We start from the raw sequence: 17,406 nt of genomic DNA, 5'->3' as shown, positions 1-17,406 counted from the left end.
GTGGCTACCAGGCGAAGGACTCCGGGGACGGGCCCGGGCCGGGGAAGAGGGTGTCCAGGGAGGTCAGGACCTCGTCCGGGAGGGTCAGTTCGACGGCGCGGAGGGCGGAGTCGAGCTGTTCCCCCGTGCGGGGGCCGACGATGGGGGCCGTGACGCCGGGGCGGGTCAGGAGCCAGGCGAGGGCGATCTCGCCGGGGTCGAGGCCGTGCTTGTCGGCGAGTGCCTCGTACGCCTCGATCTGCTCGCGGACCTGGGTATGGGCCAGCGCGTCGGCGGCGCGGCCCGAGGACGAGCGGCCCTTGCCGCCCTCGCGGGACTTGCGCAGGGCGCCGCCCAGCAGTCCGCCGTGCAGCGGCGACCAGGGGATGACGCCCAGGCCGTAGTCGCGCGCCGCCGGGATGACCTCCATCTCGGCGCTGCGCTCGGCGAGGTTGTAGAGGCACTGCTCGCTGACGAGGCCGTACGAGCCGAGGCGGGCCGCCGTCTCGTTGGCCTGGGCGATGTGCCAGCCCGCGAAATTGCTGGAGCCCGCGTAGAGGACCTTGCCCTGCTGGACGAGGACGTCGATCGCCTGCCAGATCTCCTCCCACGGCGTGTGCCGGTCGACGTGGTGGAACTGGTAGAGGTCGATGTGGTCGGTCTGGAGCCGGCGCAGGCTGGCCTCGGCGGCACGGCGGATGTTGAGCGCCGAGAGGCGGTCGTGGTTGGGCCAGGGCGTGGCGCCGTCGGGCGCCATGTTCGCGTAGACCTTGGTGGCGAGGACCGTCTTGTCGCGGCGGTCGCCGCCCTTCGCGAACCAGGTGCCGATGATCTCCTCGGTGCGGCCCTTGTTGGCGCCCCAGCCGTAGGCGTTGGCGGTGTCGAAGAAGTTGACGCCCGCGTCGAGCGCCGCGTCCATGATCGAGTGACTGCCGGCCTCGTCCGTCCGCGGCCCGAAGTTCATGGTGCCGAGGACGAGACGGCTGACCTTGAGCCCGGTGCGTCCTAGCTGCGTGTACTCCATGGTCGTCACGCTAGGCGCTTCGGGTGGGCTTCAGGCAAGGGGCGCGCGCCTTCCCGCCGAACGGTCAGGGCGCCGGCCGGGCCAGCCGGGCCACCGCGCCCGTCTCCAGCGCCGCCCACACCGCGCCGTCCGGGCCGACGGCGAGCCCGTGCGGCTCGGCGGCGGGGGTGGGCAGGGGGTATTCGGTGATCCGGCCGTCGGGGGAGACGTGCCCGAGCCGGTTGCCGCCCCACTCGGTGAACCAGCAGCCGCCGCCCGGCTCCGGGTCCGCGACGATCGCGTGCGGCCTGGCCGTACGGTCGGGGAGCGGGAACTCGCGTATGCGGCCCTCCTCCGGGCCGTCCTCGGCGGCGATACGGCCCACCGCGCCCGCGCCGATCTCCACGAACCACAGCGCGCCGTCCGTCCCGCACGCGATGCCGACGGGCGCGGCGCCCGGCGTGGGCAGCGGGTGGAGGGTGATCCGGCCGTCCACGGTGACGCGGCCGACCGCGTTGCCCTGGTTGAGCGTGAACCACAGCGCGCCGTCCGGGCCCTGGACGATCGCCGAGGGGTACGTGCCGGACGAGGGCAGCGGGAACTCGGTGACCTCGCCGTCCGGGGTGATCCGGCCGATCCGGTCCCGGTTCATCTCGGTGAACCACAGGGCGCCGTCGGGGCCCGCCGCGATCCCGTAGGGCCCGCTGTCCGGCTCGGGCAGCGAGAACGACTCGGCGGTGCCGCGCGTGGTGATCCGGCCGAGGCGGTGGTCCTGGAAGCGGGTGAACCACAGCGCGCCGTCCGGGCCGGGCGTGATCACCGTGGGCCCGCAGGCCCGGGAGTCCAGCGGGAAGGTGCGGGTCTCGGCGCCGGTCTCGTCGCCCGGGACGAGCCGCGCGATCTCGCCGCTGTGCACCAGGGTGATCCACAGCGCGCCGTCGGGCCCGTGCGCGATCCCGTACGGACCGGAGGCCGCGCCTCCGACCGGGTACTCACGTACGGCGGCGGTGTCGGGCTGCGGGGGCTGCATGGGGCGGTCCTCTCCGGTGTGTGCACGGTGCCGAACGGGGGCTTCCGACGCCGCGCGGTATCGCGGCGACTGAGGCAGTGTGGGCGCATGGAACATGAATTGCGAGCGGAATACGAGGAGGGGCCCGCGCCGGGGGAGCGGGACGCGGAGATCAGGATCTGGCACATGGTGCGGCTGGACGGGACCACGGCCATGTGCGGGCGTGAGCTGAGCCCGGGCGCGGCGACGAAGCCCGCCGACGCGTGGGGCACGCCGGAGGCCGAGCCCTTCTGCCATAGCTGCGGCGCCCTCTATCTGCGCGAGGTCCCCTGACGCGCCTGGCGCTCCTGACGCTCCTGGTGCTCCTCGCGGACGTACGGGCCGCCCACGTCCCAGCCCTGGTGCAGCGCCGCCGCGAAGGCGGCGGCGAGCCGGTGCTCGCCCTCGGGCGAGGGGTGGGTGCCGTCGTAGGTGTCGCGGTCGAGGTCCCAGTCGTGCGGCGGCGAGGCGAGCAGCAGCGGTGAGCCCGGCTCGGAGAGGTCGGCGACGGCCTTGGCCAGCAGCTCGTTGAAGTACGCGCACTCGGCGGCGAACGCGGGATCCGAGGCGGCCCGGACGTTGGGTATCACCGGGAGCAGCACGGCGCGCAGCCGCGGCGCGGCGGCGCGGGCCCCGGCGAAGAAGCGGTGGACATGGGCGACGGTCTGCTCGGCGTCCGTGTAGAAGCCGAGGTCTATCAGCCCCAGCGAGATCAGCAGCGTGTCCGCCTTGTGCGCGCGGACGGCGTCCCCGACGCCGGGCGCCAGATGCTGCCAGCCCTCGCCCCACCCGGCGAGATGGCCGCGGGCCTTCTCGGGGAAGGCGGGGTCGGCGTAGGCGAGGGAGCCCTCGTGCAGGGCCGTGCGGGGCCCGACGACACGGAAGGGCCCGCCGTACGTACGGCACAGGTGCCGCCACATCCGGTACCGCCAGGTGAAGTCGCCGGCGGCGCCGATCGTCATCGAGTCGCCGACGAAGAGAACGCGCATCCGCACATCCTTGTGGATCACGTTCTGAGCTGCACCGTGATGCTGGACACTGGGGGCATGTCTGTGGGTTCGCGTGTGCGTGCTGTCGCTGTCTCCGGTCTGGCCGGTGCCGCCGGGGTGGCCGGTCTGGCCGGTCTGCTGCTGACGGGGGCGCCCCCGGCGGCGGCCGACACCCCCGACGGTTTCACGATCGGGGACGGGCGGATCACCGAGTCCAGCGGCCTCGCCGCCAGCCGCGCGCACAAGGGCGTGTACTGGACGCACAACGACTCCGACGACGGCCCGTACGTCTACGCGGTCGACGGCAGCACCGGGAAGACCGTCGCCACCGTCACGCTGCGCGGCATCGATCCGCGCGACGTCGAGGCGGTCTCGGTCGGCCCGGACGGCGACGTGTACGTGGGCGACATCGGCGACAACTTCAACGGCCGCTGGCCCGAGGTGTGGATCTATCGCTTCCACGAGCCCGCGAAGCTCAAGGGCGATGTGTCGGTGACCCCCACGCGCTACACGGTGAAGTACGACGACGGGCCGCGGGACGCCGAGTCGCTGATGGTCCACCCGAAGACCGGCCGGGTCTACATCACCAGCAAGAGCGACGAGGGCAAGGGCGGGATCTACGCGGGCCCGGAGAAGCTCACGGCGGGCGGCGTCAACACGTTCCGCCGGATCGCGGACACCAAGGTCTACGCGACGGACGGCGCCTTCTCGCCCGACGGCACCCGGCTGATGCTGCGCAGTTACTTCAGCGGCGAGATGTTCCGCTGGAAGGACGGCGCGGAGCCGGAGAGCGTCGGCACGGTCCCGGTGCCGCTCCAGCGGCAGGGCGAGTCGGTGACGTTCACGCCCGACGGGCGGACGCTGATGTTCGGCTCGGAGGGCGCGAACAGCGAGGTCGAGCCGGTCGAGCTGGACGGCCAGCGCCGCCCGGAGAGCGTCCTGCGCGCGGAGCGGAAGGGCGAGGACGGCAAGGGCGGCGGCGCCTCGTCCGGGGACGGCGGCGACGGGAAGGGCACGGACCGGGACGACGGGAAGGTCGTCCTCGGCGGCGTCACGTTCGCGGTGGCTCTGGGCCTGTGGCTGGGGCTGCGCCGTCTCTTCCGGCGCGGCTCGCGATGAGCGCGGCGAACCCGTCGAGCAGGGCCTCCAGGCCGAAGCGCATGATCTCCTCGCCGGTCGCCGAGAACGCGTCCTCGGGGAGCGCCTCCATCAGCGGGAACGCGCCGTCCCGCATCGCCCGTACGACGTAGGGCCCCTGGGTGTTCCAGAACTCCTCGTCCGTCACGCCCGACTGCTGCGCCGCCTGCTGGTAGAGCACGTGGGAGCGGGCGGCGCCCGTCACCAGGTTGTCCAGGGAGACGAGGAGCCCGACCCGCTCCTGGCCGCTGAGCCCGAGCCCGTCCAGGGCCTCCAGGGCGAATTCGAAGCCCGCCATGGAATTGGGGCCCAGGATCGGCCGGGCCTGGTTGACCTGGAGGATCCAGGAGTGGGTGGTGTAGAGGGTCCATGACGACTCGGCGATGAACTCCATCGTGGCCCGCCAGTCCCGGCCGCGCCGCTCCGCCAGATCCTCCTCGGGCCCGTTGACGTGGTCGACCATGAGGTCGATCAGCTCGCCCTTGCCCGGCACGTACCGGTACAGCGACATGGTGCCGACGCCCAGCTCGCCCGCGACCTTGCGCATGGAGAGGGCGCCGAGCCCCTCGCGGTCGGCGAGGTCGATGGCGGTGACGACGATCCGTTCGAGCGTGAGCCCCGGCTTCGGGCCGCGCGCGGGCCGAGGTCTCTCCCCGCCGCTCCACAGCAGATCGAGGCTGCGGGTCAGCTTGGCGAGGCCCTCGCCGGTCTCGTCGGCGGCGGGCTGGTCTGCGGGATCCGTGGTCATGGTGGGGCCATCCTAATTTCCCTTGCGGCAATCTGCGTAGGGTGTACGCTCTTCTATATGGGTACACCGTACTCAGTTTGTGAGGGCGGGACGGACAGGGAGGGAACGTGGGCGGGTATTCGATCCTCGCCGAGGGGCTCCGCAAGACGTACGGGGAGAAACACGCGCTGGACGGATTCGACCTCGCGGTGCCCCGCGGCACCGTGCACGGCCTGCTGGGGCCGAACGGGGCGGGCAAGACCACCGCGGTCCGCATCCTGACCACCCTCGCCCGGCCCGACGGGGGCAGGGCGAGAGTCGGCGGCTTCGACGTGGGCGCCGAGCCGCGCCGGGTGCGCGGCCGCATCGGGCTCACGGGGCAGAGCGCGGCGGTGGACGAGATCCTCACCGCGCGGCAGAACCTGGAGATGTTCGGCCGCCTCTTCCACCTCGGCGCGGCGCGCGCCCGGGCCCGCGCGGGGGAGCTGCTGGAGCGGTTCAGCCTCACGGAGGCCGCCGACAAGCAGCCGAAGGACTTCAGCGGAGGCATGCGGCGCCGCCTCGACCTGGCGTCCAGCATGATCCTGGCGCCCGAGGTGCTCTTCCTCGACGAGCCGACGACGGGCCTGGACCCGCGCGGGCGCAGCGAGGTGTGGGACGCGGTGCGCGGGCTCGCCGAGAGCGGCACGACCGTCCTGCTGACCACGCACTATCTGGACGAGGCCGACAAGCTCTCCGACCGCGTCACGGTCATCGACCGGGGGCGGAACGTCACGGAAGCTTCCCCTGCCTTCGGCGGGGAGGCCCCTACCCCCGCTGAGCTGAAGAGCGCCATCGGCGGCGACCGCGTCGAGGTCGTGGCGGCCGGGGCCGCCGACCTCCCCGCCGTCGTCAAGACCGTCGCGCGGGTGGCGGCGGGCGGCGCGGAGCCGGAGACCGATGCGGCGGAGCTGCGGGTGCACGCGCCCGTGACCGACGGGGTGCCCGCGCTCACGGAGGTCGCGCGCGCCCTCCAGGAGGCGGGCGTCGCCGTCGACGACATCGGGCTGCGGCGCCCCACGCTCGACGAGGTCTTCCTGACCCTGACCGGCAGCCGCACGGACGAATCCGAGGAGAAGGAGAGCGCGTCATGAGCACGTCGGCCCCCGAGCGGCGGCTGTACTGGGCGGCGGCCGACTGCTGGACCATCGTCCGCCGCGACCTCACGCACCTCGTCAAGCAGCCGTCCCTGATCGCCTGGCAGCTCGGCTTCCCCATCGTCTCCGTGCTGCTGTTCGTCTACGTCTTCGGCAGCGCCATGGACGTCGGCGCGGGAGTGGACTACGAGGACTTCGCGCTGCCCGGCATGTTCGCGATGACCATGGCCTTCGGCTTCACGAACACCGCCATGGCCGTCGTCGTCGACAAGGAGCGCGGCGTCACCGACCGGTTCCGCTCGATGCCGATGGCGCCCTCGGCGGTCGTCACCGGGCGCGGCGTCTCCGACGTGCTGCACGCCGCGCTGGATCTCGCGGTGCTGGCCGTGATCGCGCTGGTCGTCGGCTGGCGCTCGGACGGCTCCCCGCTGGAGACGCTCTACGCCTTCGCGCTGCTGCTGCTCCTGCGGTTCTCGCTGATCTGGGTCGGCGTGCTGCTGGGGCTCGTGACGCCGAACCAGGAGGCGGCGGGCAATCTCTTCGCGGTGGCCTTCCCGTTCGGCATGATCTCCAGCGTCTTCACGCCGCCGTCCGCGATGCCGGACTGGCTCGGCACCCTCGCGATGTGGAACCCGGTCTCGGCGACGGCGAACGAGATCCGCGAGCTGTACGGCAACCCGTTGCCGGTCGGGGACTCCTGGATCGAGCAGCACTCGGGGCTGATGGCCGTGGTGTGGCCGGTGATCATCACCGCCCTCTTCCTCCCGCTGGCGATCAGGAAGTTCCAGCGCATGAGCAAGTGAGATCTGTGGCCGTGCTGGAAACAGGGGGTGCCTCTTGCGGCGCGGTTCCGGTTGCCGAAGCGGTCAGATCGGGAGCCACTGCTTGACGAGGGACTCGTTGTCGCCGATCCAGGTCTCCACCGTGGCGGTTTTGTGCTCCGCGCCTCCGGCCTCCTGGATCGCGGCCTCCAGACCCTGTAGCTGATCCGGCGTCACCCGGAAGTTCCGCAGCCACTCCAGGGCCTCGTTGTCGCGTCGGCCGTGGAACTTCCGGGAGACGAGCGTGTGGAGCTTGTCGGGGTCGCCGAAAGCGTCGGCCGGGTCGTCCAGGTAGCGGATATCGTACTTGGAGAACGCCCAGTGGGGGCGCCACATGGCCACCAGGACGGGGCGCTCCGCGGCGTAGGCGGTGTCCAGCGCCCGCAGCATCGTGCCGGTGTCCTTGGCCTTCTGGCGGTACTTGCCGCGCAGGCCGTACTCCGGGATCACCGACTTCTCGACGGTTCTGGTCTGACCCGCGGTCGGCTCTATGCCGACGATCGTCCCGTCGAAGAGGTCGGCGTGCTCCCGCAGATCGACCAGGGACTCGACCTCGTCCACGTAGTCGGGCACGGCCAGGCCCAGGTCACCGGGCTCGTACCAGGGGCCGAGGTCCACCACGGATCCGCCGTACCGCGCCCATTGCTCGGTGTGGACGCTCGGCAGCCAGGCGTCCATGAAGACGTCGAGCCGGCCCTCGGCCACCCCGCGGAACAGCTCGGGAACGGCGCCCTTCCGTACGGCTTCGACCCGGTAGCCCTTGGACTCCAGCAACTGCTTCCACAGCTCGGTGACCGCGATGTCCTCGTCCCAGTCGACATAGCCGATGGTGACGGTCCCCCGGTCCTTCTTCGCCGCGGCCTTCGCCCGGCCCGGCTCCCCGCCGGTACCGCAGGCGGCCAGAGCGGCGGGCGCCAGCGCCCCCGTGCCCAGGGCCCCCAGGAACCTGCGTCGACCCCACGCGTGTGCGCTGCCTCCCCCGGTGGACATCCCGTCAGCCTAGTGGATTCGAAATGGGCGCACTAGTGTTCCCAACGGTGGTGCCGGGAGGGGAGTTTCGCGGCGAACTGTCGAACGGGGAGGAAGAGAGCCGGTGTGGTGACGCCGACGAAGACGGGGGGCGCGTCCGGGCCGGATGCGTCCGTGCACGTGACCGCACCGACGGGGGCGGCCGTGCGGGCTGTTCCGGGAGGGCGGCGGGGGAGAGCGCGGGTGGCGGCCTCGGTGGTGCTGGGGAGCGTCGGGACGGGTTCCCCACCGGCCCGGCTGCGGCTGGCCGGGCTGGTCATGACGCTGGTGACGGTGCTCTTCGGGGCGGTTCTGGCCGCATCGGTGCACGAGCGCCAGACGGCGGCCAGGAACCTGGCGGAGCAGTCCGCGCCGCTGAGCGCGGACGCGGCGGAGATATACCGGTCGCTGGCGGACGCGGACGCCACGGCGGCTGCGGGCTTCCTGCGGGGCGTCAAGGCATCCCATGCGGACCGCGTCTCCTATGAGGCGAACATCCGTACCGCCTCCCGGCTGCTCTCCAAGGCGGCGGCCCGTACCGGGGACTCCTTCGCCGCGCAGCGGCAGATCGCGATCCTGAACAGGGAACTGCCCGACTACAACGGCCTGGTGGCGGCGGCACGCGCTGCGAACAGGGAGAACAAGCCCGTCGGCAACTCCTATATGCGGTATGCCTCGGAGCAGATGCGCTCCACCATGCTCCCGGCGGCCGAGGACATGTACCACGCGGAGACCCGGCGGATGGCCGCGATCCGCGCCGACACCGTCGAGCCGCCCTGGGCGGCCTACGGCGCCGGGCTGCTCGCCCTGGCGGTGATCGGCTTCTGCTCCTATCGGCTCTACCTGGCCACCAACCGGCTGCTCAACCTGGGCCTGGTGGCGGCAGCCGGTGCGGTGCTCGGCTCACTGGTCTGGCTGACGGTGAGCCATACCACGGCCCGCTCCTCGCTGGAGGGGTCCGAAACGCGTGGCTCGGCCTCGGTGCAGATCCTGACCGAGGCCCGGATCGCCGGCCTGAAGGCCCGCGGGAACGAGAACATGGCTCTGGTCGCGCGCGGGGAGGGCGCCGCCCATTCCCAGGAGTTCGACTACTGGGCGGGCGCGATGGACGACAAGGACAAGGGACAGCGGCTGATGCAGCGCTCCGAGCAGCAGGCCGAGGACAAGGCCGGGCGGCGACTGGTGGCGGAGGCCTGGGCGGAGCTGAAGGACTGGAAGAAGCAGCACGACCAGGCCCGCAAGCAGGACGACCAGGGTGACTACGAGGCCGCCGTGGCCCGCACCATCGGCGGGAAGGCCGACGGCAGGACCGTCAGGGACACCACCGAGCGCAGCTTCGCCGCCATGGACCGCAAATTGGCCGCCGCGGTCGCCCACGAGCGGAAGCAGTTCCAGGCGCGGGTCGAGAACGGGCGCGGCGCGCTCACCGGACTGCCCGTCGGCGGCTCGGTGCTGTGTCTGCTGGGCGTGGCCGGCGTGGTCCTGGGCGTCGGCAAGCGGCTGTCGGAGTACCGGTGACCACCGGGGCCGCGGCCGGACGAGGGAGATGAGGGAGGGGACGGCAGTGGGGAACACGGGTGCAGGGTCCGGCGGTGCGGCGCGGGGCGACGCCGCAGTACGGCGCGACCGGCGCCGCGTGGCCGGGGGGTGGGCCACGGTGTGGCTGGCCGCCGTCGCGCTGGTGACGGTGCCCACGGTCAGCGGCGCCGCACCGCAGCAGGCGCCGACGGCGGGAGCGCGGTCCGCGACGCAGGCGGGGGTGCCGGAGCAGGCCCCGCGGAACTCGGCGTCCGCCGGGGGGAACTGCGACACCAAGGTGAGTCCGGACCCGGAGAGCGGCAGCAAGAACGGAGCCGCCGTCAAGAAGATCAAGGAGCGGGGCAAACTGATCGCGGGGGTGGCGCAGAACAGCAACCTGTGGAGCCACCGCAATGCCGAGGGCGAGCTGGCCGGCTTCGACATCGACCTGGTCAGGCAACTGGCCGACTCCCTGCTCGGCGACCGCGACGCGGTGGAGCTGCGCACCGTCCCCGTCGACCGCCGCCAACAGGCCCTGGAAGAGGGCGAGGTGGATGTGCTGGTGCAGGCCGTGCCGATCACCTGCCGGGCGCTCAAGGGCACCCCGGAGGAACCGCCGGTGGACTTCTCCAGCCCCTACTTCGAGACCGGACAGCAAGTGCTGGTTCCCGAACACTCCGACATCACGGGCTTCAACCGCACCCTGAAGGGCAAGACGGTGTGCACCGCCTACGGCTCCAGCGGCTACGAGCTGCTGAGTGACGAGGGCCAGAAGAAGTACGGCGCGTGGATGCGGGGGCGGCCCAACGCCCTGGACTGCCTGATGCTGCTGCAGCTCTCCCGAGTGGATGCGGTCCTGACCGACAGCGGGACCGCCGCGGGCCTGGCTGCCCAGGAGGACGGCACTCGACTGGCCGGGCCGCAGATCGGCAAGGACTCCTACGGCGTCGCCGTCAAGGACGGCGCTGACGACCTGCTGCGGGTGATCAACGGCACCCTGGAGAAGACCGGCAAGAACGCCTGGCAGAAGAGCTACGACCGGTGGCTGAAGGACTGGCTGGGCCCGGCCGGGCCCCCGGAACCGCAGTACGGCTGAGGCCCGCCCCTCCGGATGAGGATGCCCGCGAGGTGGAGTGCCGGGCTCTGCCCTTTCACTCGCCGACCAGCCTCAGCTCGTAGTGGACGGGTCTGCTCAGGTGCATCGCGCACCAGAAGGGGACGGCCAGGCCCTGGGTGAGGGGGTGTCTGCGGGCCAGGAGACCGGCCGCGTGCCGTGCCTCGGCGCCCTCCAGGCGGCGGGCCCGGGCCTTGACGGGGGCGCCGTTCGGGGTGCCGCCGAGGGTGGCCGGGGTGATCTCGACCTCCGGGTAGCGGGCGAGGTGGGCGTTCCGCCGGTCCCGGCCGGGCGTACGGACGTACGCGCGGTCGCCCTCGACCGCGATGCCGGAGACGTGCCCCACGGGCGTGCCCTCGCGCGCGTACGCCGTCAGGCGCACCCGGCGCTCACGGGCGAAGATCCTCAGGCCGGTGGTGGGTGTGCTCATGCGTGCCGGGTACCCGGCACGCATGAGCGGGATGCCCGTACGGCGTCAGAGTCGCTCGATCACGTAATCGACGCAGGCCGTGAGGGCCTCGACGTCCGAGGGCTCGACGGCCGGGAACATCGCGACCCGGAGCTGGTTGCGGCCCAGCTTGCGGTACGGCTCGGTGTCCACCACGCCGTTGGCGCGCAGGGCCTTGGCGACGGCCGCGGCGTCGACGCTGTCGTCGAAGTCGATCGTGCCGACGACCTGCGAGCGCTGCGCCGGGTCGGTGACGAACGGCGTCGCGTGCGCGGACTTCTCCGCCCAGCCGTACAGCCGCGAGGACGAGTCGGCGGTGCGCTTCACGGCCCAGTCCAGGCCGCCCTGGCCGTTGATCCACTCCAACTGGTCGTTGAGGAGGAAGAGCGTGGCGAGCGCCGGGGTGTTGTACGTCTGGTTCTTGCGCGAGTTGTCGATCGCCGTCTTCAGGTCGAAGAACGCCGGGATGTGCCGGTCGGAGGCGGCGATGCGCTCGGCGCGCGCGACCGCGGCGGGCGAGAAGACCGCGACCCACAGGCCGCCGTCGGCGGCGAAGGACTTCTGCGGCGCGAAGTAATAGACGTCCGTCTCGGCGATGTCGACCGGCAGGCCGCCCGCGCCGGACGTCGCGTCGACCAGCACGAGCGCGCCCTCGTCGGCGCCCTGGACGCGCTTGAGCGGCATCGCGACACCGGTCGAGGTCTCGTTGTGCGTCAGCGCGTAGACGTCGATGCCGCTCTCGGCGTGCGCCTCGGGGTGGGTACCCGGGTCGCTCTTGACGACGCTGGGCTCGCCGAGCCAGGGCGCCTGCTGGGCGGCCTTGGCGAACTTGGAGGAGAACTCGCCGAACGACAGGTGCTGGGACCTGGCGTCGATGAGGCCGTGGGTCGCCACGTCCCAGAAGGCGGTCGAACCGCCGTTTCCGAGCACCACCTCGTATCCCTCGGGGAGCGAGAACAGCTCCCGCACGCCGTCCCGCACCCTGCCGACCAGGTCCTTGACCGGGGCCTGGCGGTGAGAGGTGCCGAGGAGGGACGTGCCGGTGGCGGCCAGGGCGCTGAGCGCCTCCGTACGCACCTTGCTGGGACCCGAGCCGAAGCGACCGTCGGCGGGCTTGATGTCAGCGGGAATCTGGAGATCAGCCACGCAGGCAGCCTAGCCGCCGGGGCGGTGCCCCATGCGTGGAGTCCACCGCGTGAGATGAGGGCCACTCTCGGTGATCATCCGCCGACGGGAGGGTGTCGGTGTCCGGTTCTACGATGAGCGGCATGACAGATGCCCGGCCCGGCCCCGACGACGTGCGCCGTATCTCGCTGTCCTTCCCGGAGACGAAGGAGGTGACGGCCTGGTCCATGCCCACCTTCCGGGTGGCGGGAAAGATGTTCGTGACGATGCCGGACGACGAGTCGTCGTTCGCGGTGCGCTGCCCCCGGCTGGAGCGCGAGGAGCTGATCAAGGCCGAGCCGGAGAAGTTCTGGGTGCCGCCGCACGAGGCTTCGTCGAACTGGGTGCGGGCCCGGCTCGCGGCCCTGGAGGACATGGACGAGCTGCGCGACATGCTCCTGGACTCCTGGCAGCAGGCGGCGCCGCCGCGCCTGCTGGAGGCGTGGCCGGGACTGCGCGTGGGCGGGGAGTGAGCGGACGTCCGCTTCACGCCCCGGACCACGCCCTGGCCTCCTCCCGCAGTGCCCCCACCAGCGCCGCCGTCTGTGGACGGTCCGCGTGGCGGGCGAGGGTGAGCACGCCGAGGTGGCGTGCCGGGGCCGGGGCGGCCAGGGGGACGGTGCGCAGGCCCGGGACCTCCGGGGTGTGCGCGAGGGAGGGGACCAGCGAGACGCCGAGGCCCGAGGCGACGAGGGTGCGGGCGAAGAAGTAGTCGGTGGTCGTGCCCCGTATCTCCGGTGCGAACCCGGCGCGCTCGGCGTAACGCCGCAGGTACGCCTCGGTCTTGAGGCAGCCCAGCACCCAGGGCTCGGACGCGAGTTCGGCGAGGTCGAGCGTCTCGCGGGCCGCCAGCGGGTGGTCCCCGGGGAGGACGGCGCGCAGCGGATCCTCCATGAGCGGGGTCCAGCGCGCGCCGGAGCGCGGGCCCTGGCCGCCCGTTCCGCCGGGGAGCGGGCCGTCGAAGTGGTAGGCGAGCGCGAGGTCCACGGCGCCCTGGCGCACCAGCGGCACGGTCTGCTCCGGCTCGCCCTCCCTGACGTGCAGGACGGTGTCCGGGTGGGCCGCCGTGAGCCGGGCGAGGGCGCCGGGCAGCAGGACCCGGCCGCCGGTGGTGAACGTGGCGACGGTGAGCTGGGGGCGGCCCGTGCCGAGCCGGTCGATCTGCCGCCGGGCGTCCGCCAGTTCGGCCGCCACCGACTCGGCGGCGCCGACCATGATCCGCCCGGCCTCGGTGAGCGTGACGCCGCGCGTGCTGCGCGCGACGACCTCGGTGCCGACGCTGCGCTCCAGCGCCGCCACGTGCTGGGAGACGGCCGAGGGGGTGAGGTGGAGCGCGGCGGCGGCGCGGTTGAAGCTGCCGTGCTCCGCGACGGCGCGCAGGACGCGGAACCGCTGGACGTCCATCAACAGTTTTCCTTTATACGTCGTCAGCAAGTGGGCACTTCTGCTGGCGACCGTAGCTCGCCACGATGCACACATGAACCCGAATCCGAACCCGAATCCGACGCGTCGAGTGAAGAGAATCTGCGTCATCGGCGGCAGCCGGTACATCGGCAGGCTCCTCGTCGAGCGGCTGCGCGACGCCGGGCACCACGTCACCCTGGTCAACCGCGGCTCCGCCGCGCCGCCCGAGGGCGTGACCCACCTCGTGGCCGACCGCGACGACGAGGCGGCGCTGGCCGCGGCGTTGGGCTCCCGGCGGTTCGACGTGGTCGTCGACCAGGTCTGCTACACGCCCGTCCAGGCGGCCGTGGCGGCCCGCGTCTTCCGGGACCGGACCCGCCGCTATGTGATGACGTCCACCATCGAGGTGTACGACCCGGCGAGCGCGGCGCTCCCGCCCGTACCGCCCGGCGTGCCCGTGCCGGAGGAGCAGGTGGCCCCGGCCGACTGGACCGTGGGCATGGACCTGCCCTGGCACGACGAGGCGTACCGGGAGGCCCACTACGGGGAGGGCAAGCGGCAGGCGGAGGCCGTCCTCACGCGGCAGGACGGCTTCCCCTTCGCGACGGTGCGCAGCGCGCACGTACTCGGCGGCGGAGCCCTGGAGTTCACCGGACGGCTCGCGCACCACGTCACGCGCGTCGCCCGCGGCGAGGCGATCGCGGTGCACGCCGACGCGCGCCCCACGGTCTTCGTCCACCACGAGGAACTGGCGGCCCTGCTGGCGTGGGCGGCCACGGACACCGGCTTCACCGGGCCGCTGAACGCCTGCTCCGACGGCCTGCTCGACGTGCGCGACGTGACCGCCGCCGTGGGCGAACGGCTCGGCCGGAAGCCCGTCCACCGGACCGTGGCGGCGGGCGAGGAGGCCGCGCCGTTCTCGTACGACCGCCACTACGCCATGAGCAACGCCCGCGCCAAGAGCCTGGGTTTCCCCTTCTCGCGCACGGCCGACTGGCTGCCGGGCGCGGTGTCCGAAGCCGTCGAAGCCGTCGAAGCCCAGGTGTGAGGAGCCGGAACGTGATGCCGTACGCCATGCCGTACCCGTACTCGTACCGCACTGTAGGAGACATGGCCGTGAGCCCCGTCGGGCTCGGCGCCATGCCGCTCTCCATCGAGGGGCGCCCGGACGAGGAGCGCGCGACGGCCACCGTCCACGCCGCCCTCGACGCGGGCGTCACCCTCATCGACACCGCCGACAGCTACCACTGGCACGCGGGCGAGACCGGCCACAACGAACTGCTCGTCGCCCGCGCCCTCGCCCGCTACGGCGGCGACACCTCCGGTGTCCTGGTCGCCACCAAGGGCGGGCGCGGACGGCCGGGGGACGGGAGCTGGACCGTCGACGGCAGGCCCGCGCACCTGAAGCGGGCCGCCGAGGCGTCGGCGCGACGGCTCGGCGCCGAGGCGATCGGCCTCTACCAGCTCCACAAGCCGGACCCGGCCGTGCCCTGGGCCGACTCCGTCGGCGCGCTGCGCGAACTGCTGGACGCGGGCACGATCCGCGCGGCGGGCCTCTCCAACGTGGACACCGCCCAGATCGAACAGGCCCACGCGATCCTCGGCGACGGCCTGGTCTCCGTCCAGAACCAGTTCTCCCCCGCCGTACGCGACAGCGAGCCCGAGCTGCGGCTGTGTGCCGAACTCGGCCTGGCGTTCCTCCCCTGGAGCCCGCTCGGCGGCATCTCCCGCAGCTCCCTGGACGGCCCCAAGGACCCCGCGCCCGCGCCCGAGGGCGCGGCCTTCCACCGCGTCGCCGCCGACCGCGGGGTCAGCCCCCAGCGGGTCGCCCTGGCCTGGCTGCTCGCGCGCTCACCCGTGATCGTCCCCGTCCCGGGCGCGAGCCGCCCGGAGTCGATCCGCGACTCGGCCGCCGCGCCGGAGCTGGAACTGGCTCCCGAAGAACTGGCACTCCTGGAAGACGTCCTGCGATGAGTTTCCCGGCCCGGGGCGGTCGGTACGGGTGAGGCTCGGCAATCAGCCGGCGCGCAGTGAGAGGGAGGCCCGCCATGGGCAAGGTGTTCACCCACATGACGATGTCGCTGGACGGATACGTCGCGGACCCGGAGGACGGGATCGGGGAGCTCTTCGAGTGGTACGAGACGGGCGAGGTCTCCGTCCCGAACCCGAACGAGACCGTGTCCTTCCAGGTCGACCGGGCCAGTGAGCAGGTGCTGCGGGAGCTGACCGAGAACTGCGGCGCGCTCGTCGCCGGGCGCCGCCTGTTCGACATCGCGGAGGGCTGGGGCGACAAGCACCCGGCGGGCGCCCCCGTCGTGGTGGTCACCCACCGCCCGCCCGAGGACGCCGCCACGAAGTGGCCCACCACGACGTTCGTCGACGGCGTCGAGGCCGCGATCACCCGGGCCCGCGAGATCGCCGGCGACAAGGACGTCACGATCGCGAGCGCGGCGATCACCCAGCAGGCGCTCGACCTCGGCCTGGTGGACGAGGTCTGCGTCAGCCTGGTGCCGGTGCTGTTCGGCGAGGGCGTCCCCTACTTCGCGAAACTCGCCCGCGGCCACCTCCTCCTCGACGACCCCACCGTGGTCCAGGGCCGCCGAGCCCTCCACCTCCGCTACGGGGTCCGCGGCCCGGACGCGTCGTCATAGGACCTCATAGGACCTCACTTGCTGTGTGCCGTCGCTCGCGACGGTGAGGCCCAGCCGCTCGTACGTGGGACGGCCCGCTCCGTCCCACCAGCGCCAGGCGCTCTCGACTTCGTCCCACAGACGGCGCGGCCCGGACTGGTGGACGTCCCCGCCGGGGAACGCGGCGACTGCCCAGGACCTGTCGGTGAGTCCGTAGAACCAGAACGCCGTCGTCCCGTCCGCCTGCCGGTGCACCGTATGCGTGCACGCCGGTACGCGGAGGCCGATGGCGAAGCCCGCCGCGCCGTACGGGTCGCCGTCACCCAGGTCCGCCGCCGTCAGCCCGGTGGACGTACGGGTGGCGTCACCGGGGAAGCGGGGAACGTACGCGGCGTGCGAAGGCGGGCACAGGCGCTGTGAGCGGGCCTTCATGAACTGCGCCGGTCCGGTGAAGCGTCCGGACGCGGACGTACCGTCGTCACCGACGACGAGGCGGACGAGGGCGTCCTGGTTGCCGTACGCCGTGCCCCAGGGCGCGAGGACGACCCCGCCCGGCCGCGCCTGCTCCAGCCACGCGGCGGGGATCTCGCGCAGCCCGCAGGTGGCGATGATCCGGTCATAGGGCGCGCCGTCGGGGCACCCTTTGAGGCCGTCCGCAGTGCGCGTGTCCGGGGCAAGACCCGCACGACGGAGCGCGGTTCGCGCGCGGGCGGCCACGGCTTCGTCGACCTCGATGCTCGTGACGGCGTCGCTGCCGAACCGGTGCGAGAGGAGCGCGGTGCTCCAGCCCGTGCCGGTGCCGATCTCCAGAACCCGCATGCCGGGGCGGACGTCGAGCTGCTCCAGCATGCGGGCCACGACGCTGGGCATCGACGCCGAGCTGGTGGGGACCCGGCCGGGCTCGCCGTCCGGATGGCCGCCGTCGTCCCACTGGGTGACGAGCGGAACGTCGGCCTCGGCCCAGCGACGCCACACATCGGGGGCGTCGGCTCTGTCGGCGACCGAGTAGGTCCCGGTCTCCGGATGAAACGGCCAGACCAGATCCGGCAGGAACCCGGCGCGGGGAACGGCGACGAAGGCCGCCGCCCAGCCGTCCGCCAGGACACCGGAGTCGCACAGATCCCGGACCAGCGCCTCCCAGCCGAGGCGATCCCCGCCTCCCGGCGGAACACTCACTTGCGCCGTCCCCCGTCTCCGGGCGGCGGACCGCTGGCGGGGTGCGGCGGCGGTGGCGGGGGCGGTGGCTCGACGGGCGCGGGGTCGCCCTTGTGCTTGCTGGT

Annotated in this window: 19 protein-coding genes; 10 read left to right on the top strand and 9 right to left on the bottom strand. The window is 72.7% G+C overall.

Translation table 11 applies throughout. From position 1 onward, the window contains the following. Nucleotides 1–4 precede the first annotated feature (4 nt). Together ABD343_RS02125 and ABD343_RS02120 are read right to left on the bottom strand one after the other, a co-directional pair. Complete coding sequence (locus tag ABD343_RS02125; protein ID WP_344523297.1) at nucleotides 5–1,003, bottom strand: aldo/keto reductase; 999 nt, start codon at nucleotides 1,001–1,003, stop codon at nucleotides 5–7. Nucleotides 1,004–1,067: 64 nt separating this feature from the next. Then, a complete protein-coding gene (locus ABD343_RS02120) occupies nucleotides 1,068–2,012 on the bottom strand; it encodes a Vgb family protein (RefSeq protein WP_344523295.1) in 945 nt (314 codons plus the stop codon). 87 nt (nucleotides 2,013–2,099) lie between these two features. Between ABD343_RS02120 and ABD343_RS02115 the strand changes: the two genes are divergently transcribed. Then, nucleotides 2,100–2,324: a hypothetical protein gene (locus tag ABD343_RS02115; RefSeq protein WP_344523293.1), complete on the top strand. Its 225-nt coding sequence runs from the start codon at nucleotides 2,100–2,102 to the stop codon at nucleotides 2,322–2,324. Here the strand turns inward: ABD343_RS02115 and ABD343_RS02110 are convergent. Next, on the bottom strand, nucleotides 2,303–3,019 hold the full coding sequence (locus tag ABD343_RS02110) for a GDSL-type esterase/lipase family protein (protein WP_344523291.1): 717 nt from the start codon (nucleotides 3,017–3,019) through the stop codon (nucleotides 2,303–2,305). The genes ABD343_RS02115 and ABD343_RS02110 overlap by 22 nt on opposite strands. A 57-nt stretch (nucleotides 3,020–3,076) precedes the next feature. Between ABD343_RS02110 and ABD343_RS02105 the strand changes: the two genes are divergently transcribed. Continuing rightward, nucleotides 3,077–4,138 carry a TolB-like translocation protein gene (locus ABD343_RS02105; RefSeq protein WP_425578082.1) on the top strand — a complete coding sequence of 354 codons (1,062 nt, stop codon included), beginning with the start codon at nucleotides 3,077–3,079 and terminating at the stop codon, nucleotides 4,136–4,138. On the opposite strand, the gene ABD343_RS02100 is transcribed toward ABD343_RS02105, so the two are convergent. Beyond that, nucleotides 4,071–4,904: a TetR/AcrR family transcriptional regulator gene (locus ABD343_RS02100; protein ID WP_344523289.1), complete on the bottom strand. Its 834-nt coding sequence runs from the start codon at nucleotides 4,902–4,904 to the stop codon at nucleotides 4,071–4,073. The two genes, ABD343_RS02105 and ABD343_RS02100, sit on opposite strands and share 68 nt — an antisense overlap. A 107-nt stretch (nucleotides 4,905–5,011) precedes the next feature. Between ABD343_RS02100 and ABD343_RS02095 the strand changes: the two genes are divergently transcribed. Then, nucleotides 5,012–6,016: an ATP-binding cassette domain-containing protein gene (locus ABD343_RS02095; RefSeq protein WP_344523287.1), complete on the top strand. Its 1,005-nt coding sequence runs from the start codon at nucleotides 5,012–5,014 to the stop codon at nucleotides 6,014–6,016. Further along, a complete protein-coding gene (locus ABD343_RS02090) occupies nucleotides 6,013–6,822 on the top strand; it encodes an ABC transporter permease (RefSeq protein ID WP_344523285.1) in 810 nt (269 codons plus the stop codon). The genes ABD343_RS02095 and ABD343_RS02090 overlap by 4 nt, the downstream gene beginning before the upstream one ends. Before the next feature lie 63 nt (nucleotides 6,823–6,885). On the opposite strand, the gene ABD343_RS02085 is transcribed toward ABD343_RS02090, so the two are convergent. Beyond that, complete coding sequence (locus ABD343_RS02085) at nucleotides 6,886–7,830, bottom strand: glycine betaine ABC transporter substrate-binding protein (protein WP_344523283.1); 945 nt, start codon at nucleotides 7,828–7,830, stop codon at nucleotides 6,886–6,888. 222 nt (nucleotides 7,831–8,052) lie between these two features. Here ABD343_RS02085 and ABD343_RS02080 point away from each other — a divergent pair, with 222 nt between their 5' ends. After that, a complete protein-coding gene (locus ABD343_RS02080) occupies nucleotides 8,053–9,366 on the top strand; it encodes a hypothetical protein (RefSeq protein ID WP_344523281.1) in 1,314 nt (437 codons plus the stop codon). Between the two features lie 46 nt (nucleotides 9,367–9,412). Next, entirely contained in the window at nucleotides 9,413–10,462 is a 1,050-nt protein-coding gene (locus ABD343_RS02075; RefSeq protein ID WP_344523279.1) for a transporter substrate-binding domain-containing protein, read from the top strand. A gap of 55 nt (nucleotides 10,463–10,517) precedes the next feature. Here ABD343_RS02075 and ABD343_RS02070 read toward each other — a convergent pair whose 3' ends face one another. Together ABD343_RS02070 and serC are read right to left on the bottom strand one after the other, a co-directional pair. Continuing rightward, nucleotides 10,518–10,910 carry a hypothetical protein gene (locus ABD343_RS02070; RefSeq protein WP_344523277.1) on the bottom strand — a complete coding sequence of 131 codons (393 nt, stop codon included), beginning with the start codon at nucleotides 10,908–10,910 and terminating at the stop codon, nucleotides 10,518–10,520. A gap of 45 nt (nucleotides 10,911–10,955) precedes the next feature. Continuing rightward, nucleotides 10,956–12,074: a phosphoserine transaminase gene (gene serC / locus ABD343_RS02065; RefSeq protein ID WP_344523275.1), complete on the bottom strand. Its 1,119-nt coding sequence runs from the start codon at nucleotides 12,072–12,074 to the stop codon at nucleotides 10,956–10,958. A gap of 122 nt (nucleotides 12,075–12,196) precedes the next feature. Here serC and ABD343_RS02060 point away from each other — a divergent pair, with 122 nt between their 5' ends. After that, nucleotides 12,197–12,565 carry an MmcQ/YjbR family DNA-binding protein gene (locus tag ABD343_RS02060; RefSeq protein ID WP_344523274.1) on the top strand — a complete coding sequence of 123 codons (369 nt, stop codon included), beginning with the start codon at nucleotides 12,197–12,199 and terminating at the stop codon, nucleotides 12,563–12,565. 13 nt (nucleotides 12,566–12,578) lie between these two features. Here the strand turns inward: ABD343_RS02060 and ABD343_RS02055 are convergent, their stop codons facing one another. Then, the gene (locus tag ABD343_RS02055) at nucleotides 12,579–13,499 is read right to left on the bottom strand and encodes a LysR family transcriptional regulator (RefSeq protein ID WP_344523272.1); all 921 of its coding nucleotides are present in this window, start codon (nucleotides 13,497–13,499) and stop codon (nucleotides 12,579–12,581) included. 106 nt (nucleotides 13,500–13,605) lie between these two features. On the opposite strand from ABD343_RS02055, the gene ABD343_RS02050 reads away from it, so the two are divergent. The 3 genes from ABD343_RS02050 to ABD343_RS02040 all read left to right on the top strand — a co-directional run bounded on the left by ABD343_RS02050 (nucleotide 13,606) and on the right by ABD343_RS02040 (nucleotide 16,147). Continuing rightward, nucleotides 13,606–14,544: an NAD-dependent epimerase/dehydratase family protein gene (locus tag ABD343_RS02050; protein ID WP_344523270.1), complete on the top strand. Its 939-nt coding sequence runs from the start codon at nucleotides 13,606–13,608 to the stop codon at nucleotides 14,542–14,544. Nucleotides 14,545–14,606: 62 nt separating this feature from the next. Next, nucleotides 14,607–15,470 carry an aldo/keto reductase gene (locus ABD343_RS02045; protein WP_344523268.1) on the top strand — a complete coding sequence of 288 codons (864 nt, stop codon included), beginning with the start codon at nucleotides 14,607–14,609 and terminating at the stop codon, nucleotides 15,468–15,470. Between the two features lie 74 nt (nucleotides 15,471–15,544). Then, nucleotides 15,545–16,147 carry a dihydrofolate reductase family protein gene (locus ABD343_RS02040; RefSeq protein WP_344523266.1) on the top strand — a complete coding sequence of 201 codons (603 nt, stop codon included), beginning with the start codon at nucleotides 15,545–15,547 and terminating at the stop codon, nucleotides 16,145–16,147. On the opposite strand, the gene ABD343_RS02035 is transcribed toward ABD343_RS02040, so the two are convergent. After that, nucleotides 16,142–17,302 carry an rRNA adenine N-6-methyltransferase family protein gene (locus ABD343_RS02035; protein ID WP_344523264.1) on the bottom strand — a complete coding sequence of 387 codons (1,161 nt, stop codon included), beginning with the start codon at nucleotides 17,300–17,302 and terminating at the stop codon, nucleotides 16,142–16,144. The two genes, ABD343_RS02040 and ABD343_RS02035, sit on opposite strands and share 6 nt — an antisense overlap. Nucleotides 17,303–17,406: the final 104 nt, after the last annotated feature.

The organism is Streptomyces albiaxialis (genome assembly GCF_039530985.1).
GTDB lineage: Bacteria > Actinomycetota > Actinomycetes > Streptomycetales > Streptomycetaceae > Streptomyces > Streptomyces albiaxialis.
Note: the sequence above shows the minus strand (reverse complement) of the source record. Positions and strands in the feature narration are given on the sequence as shown.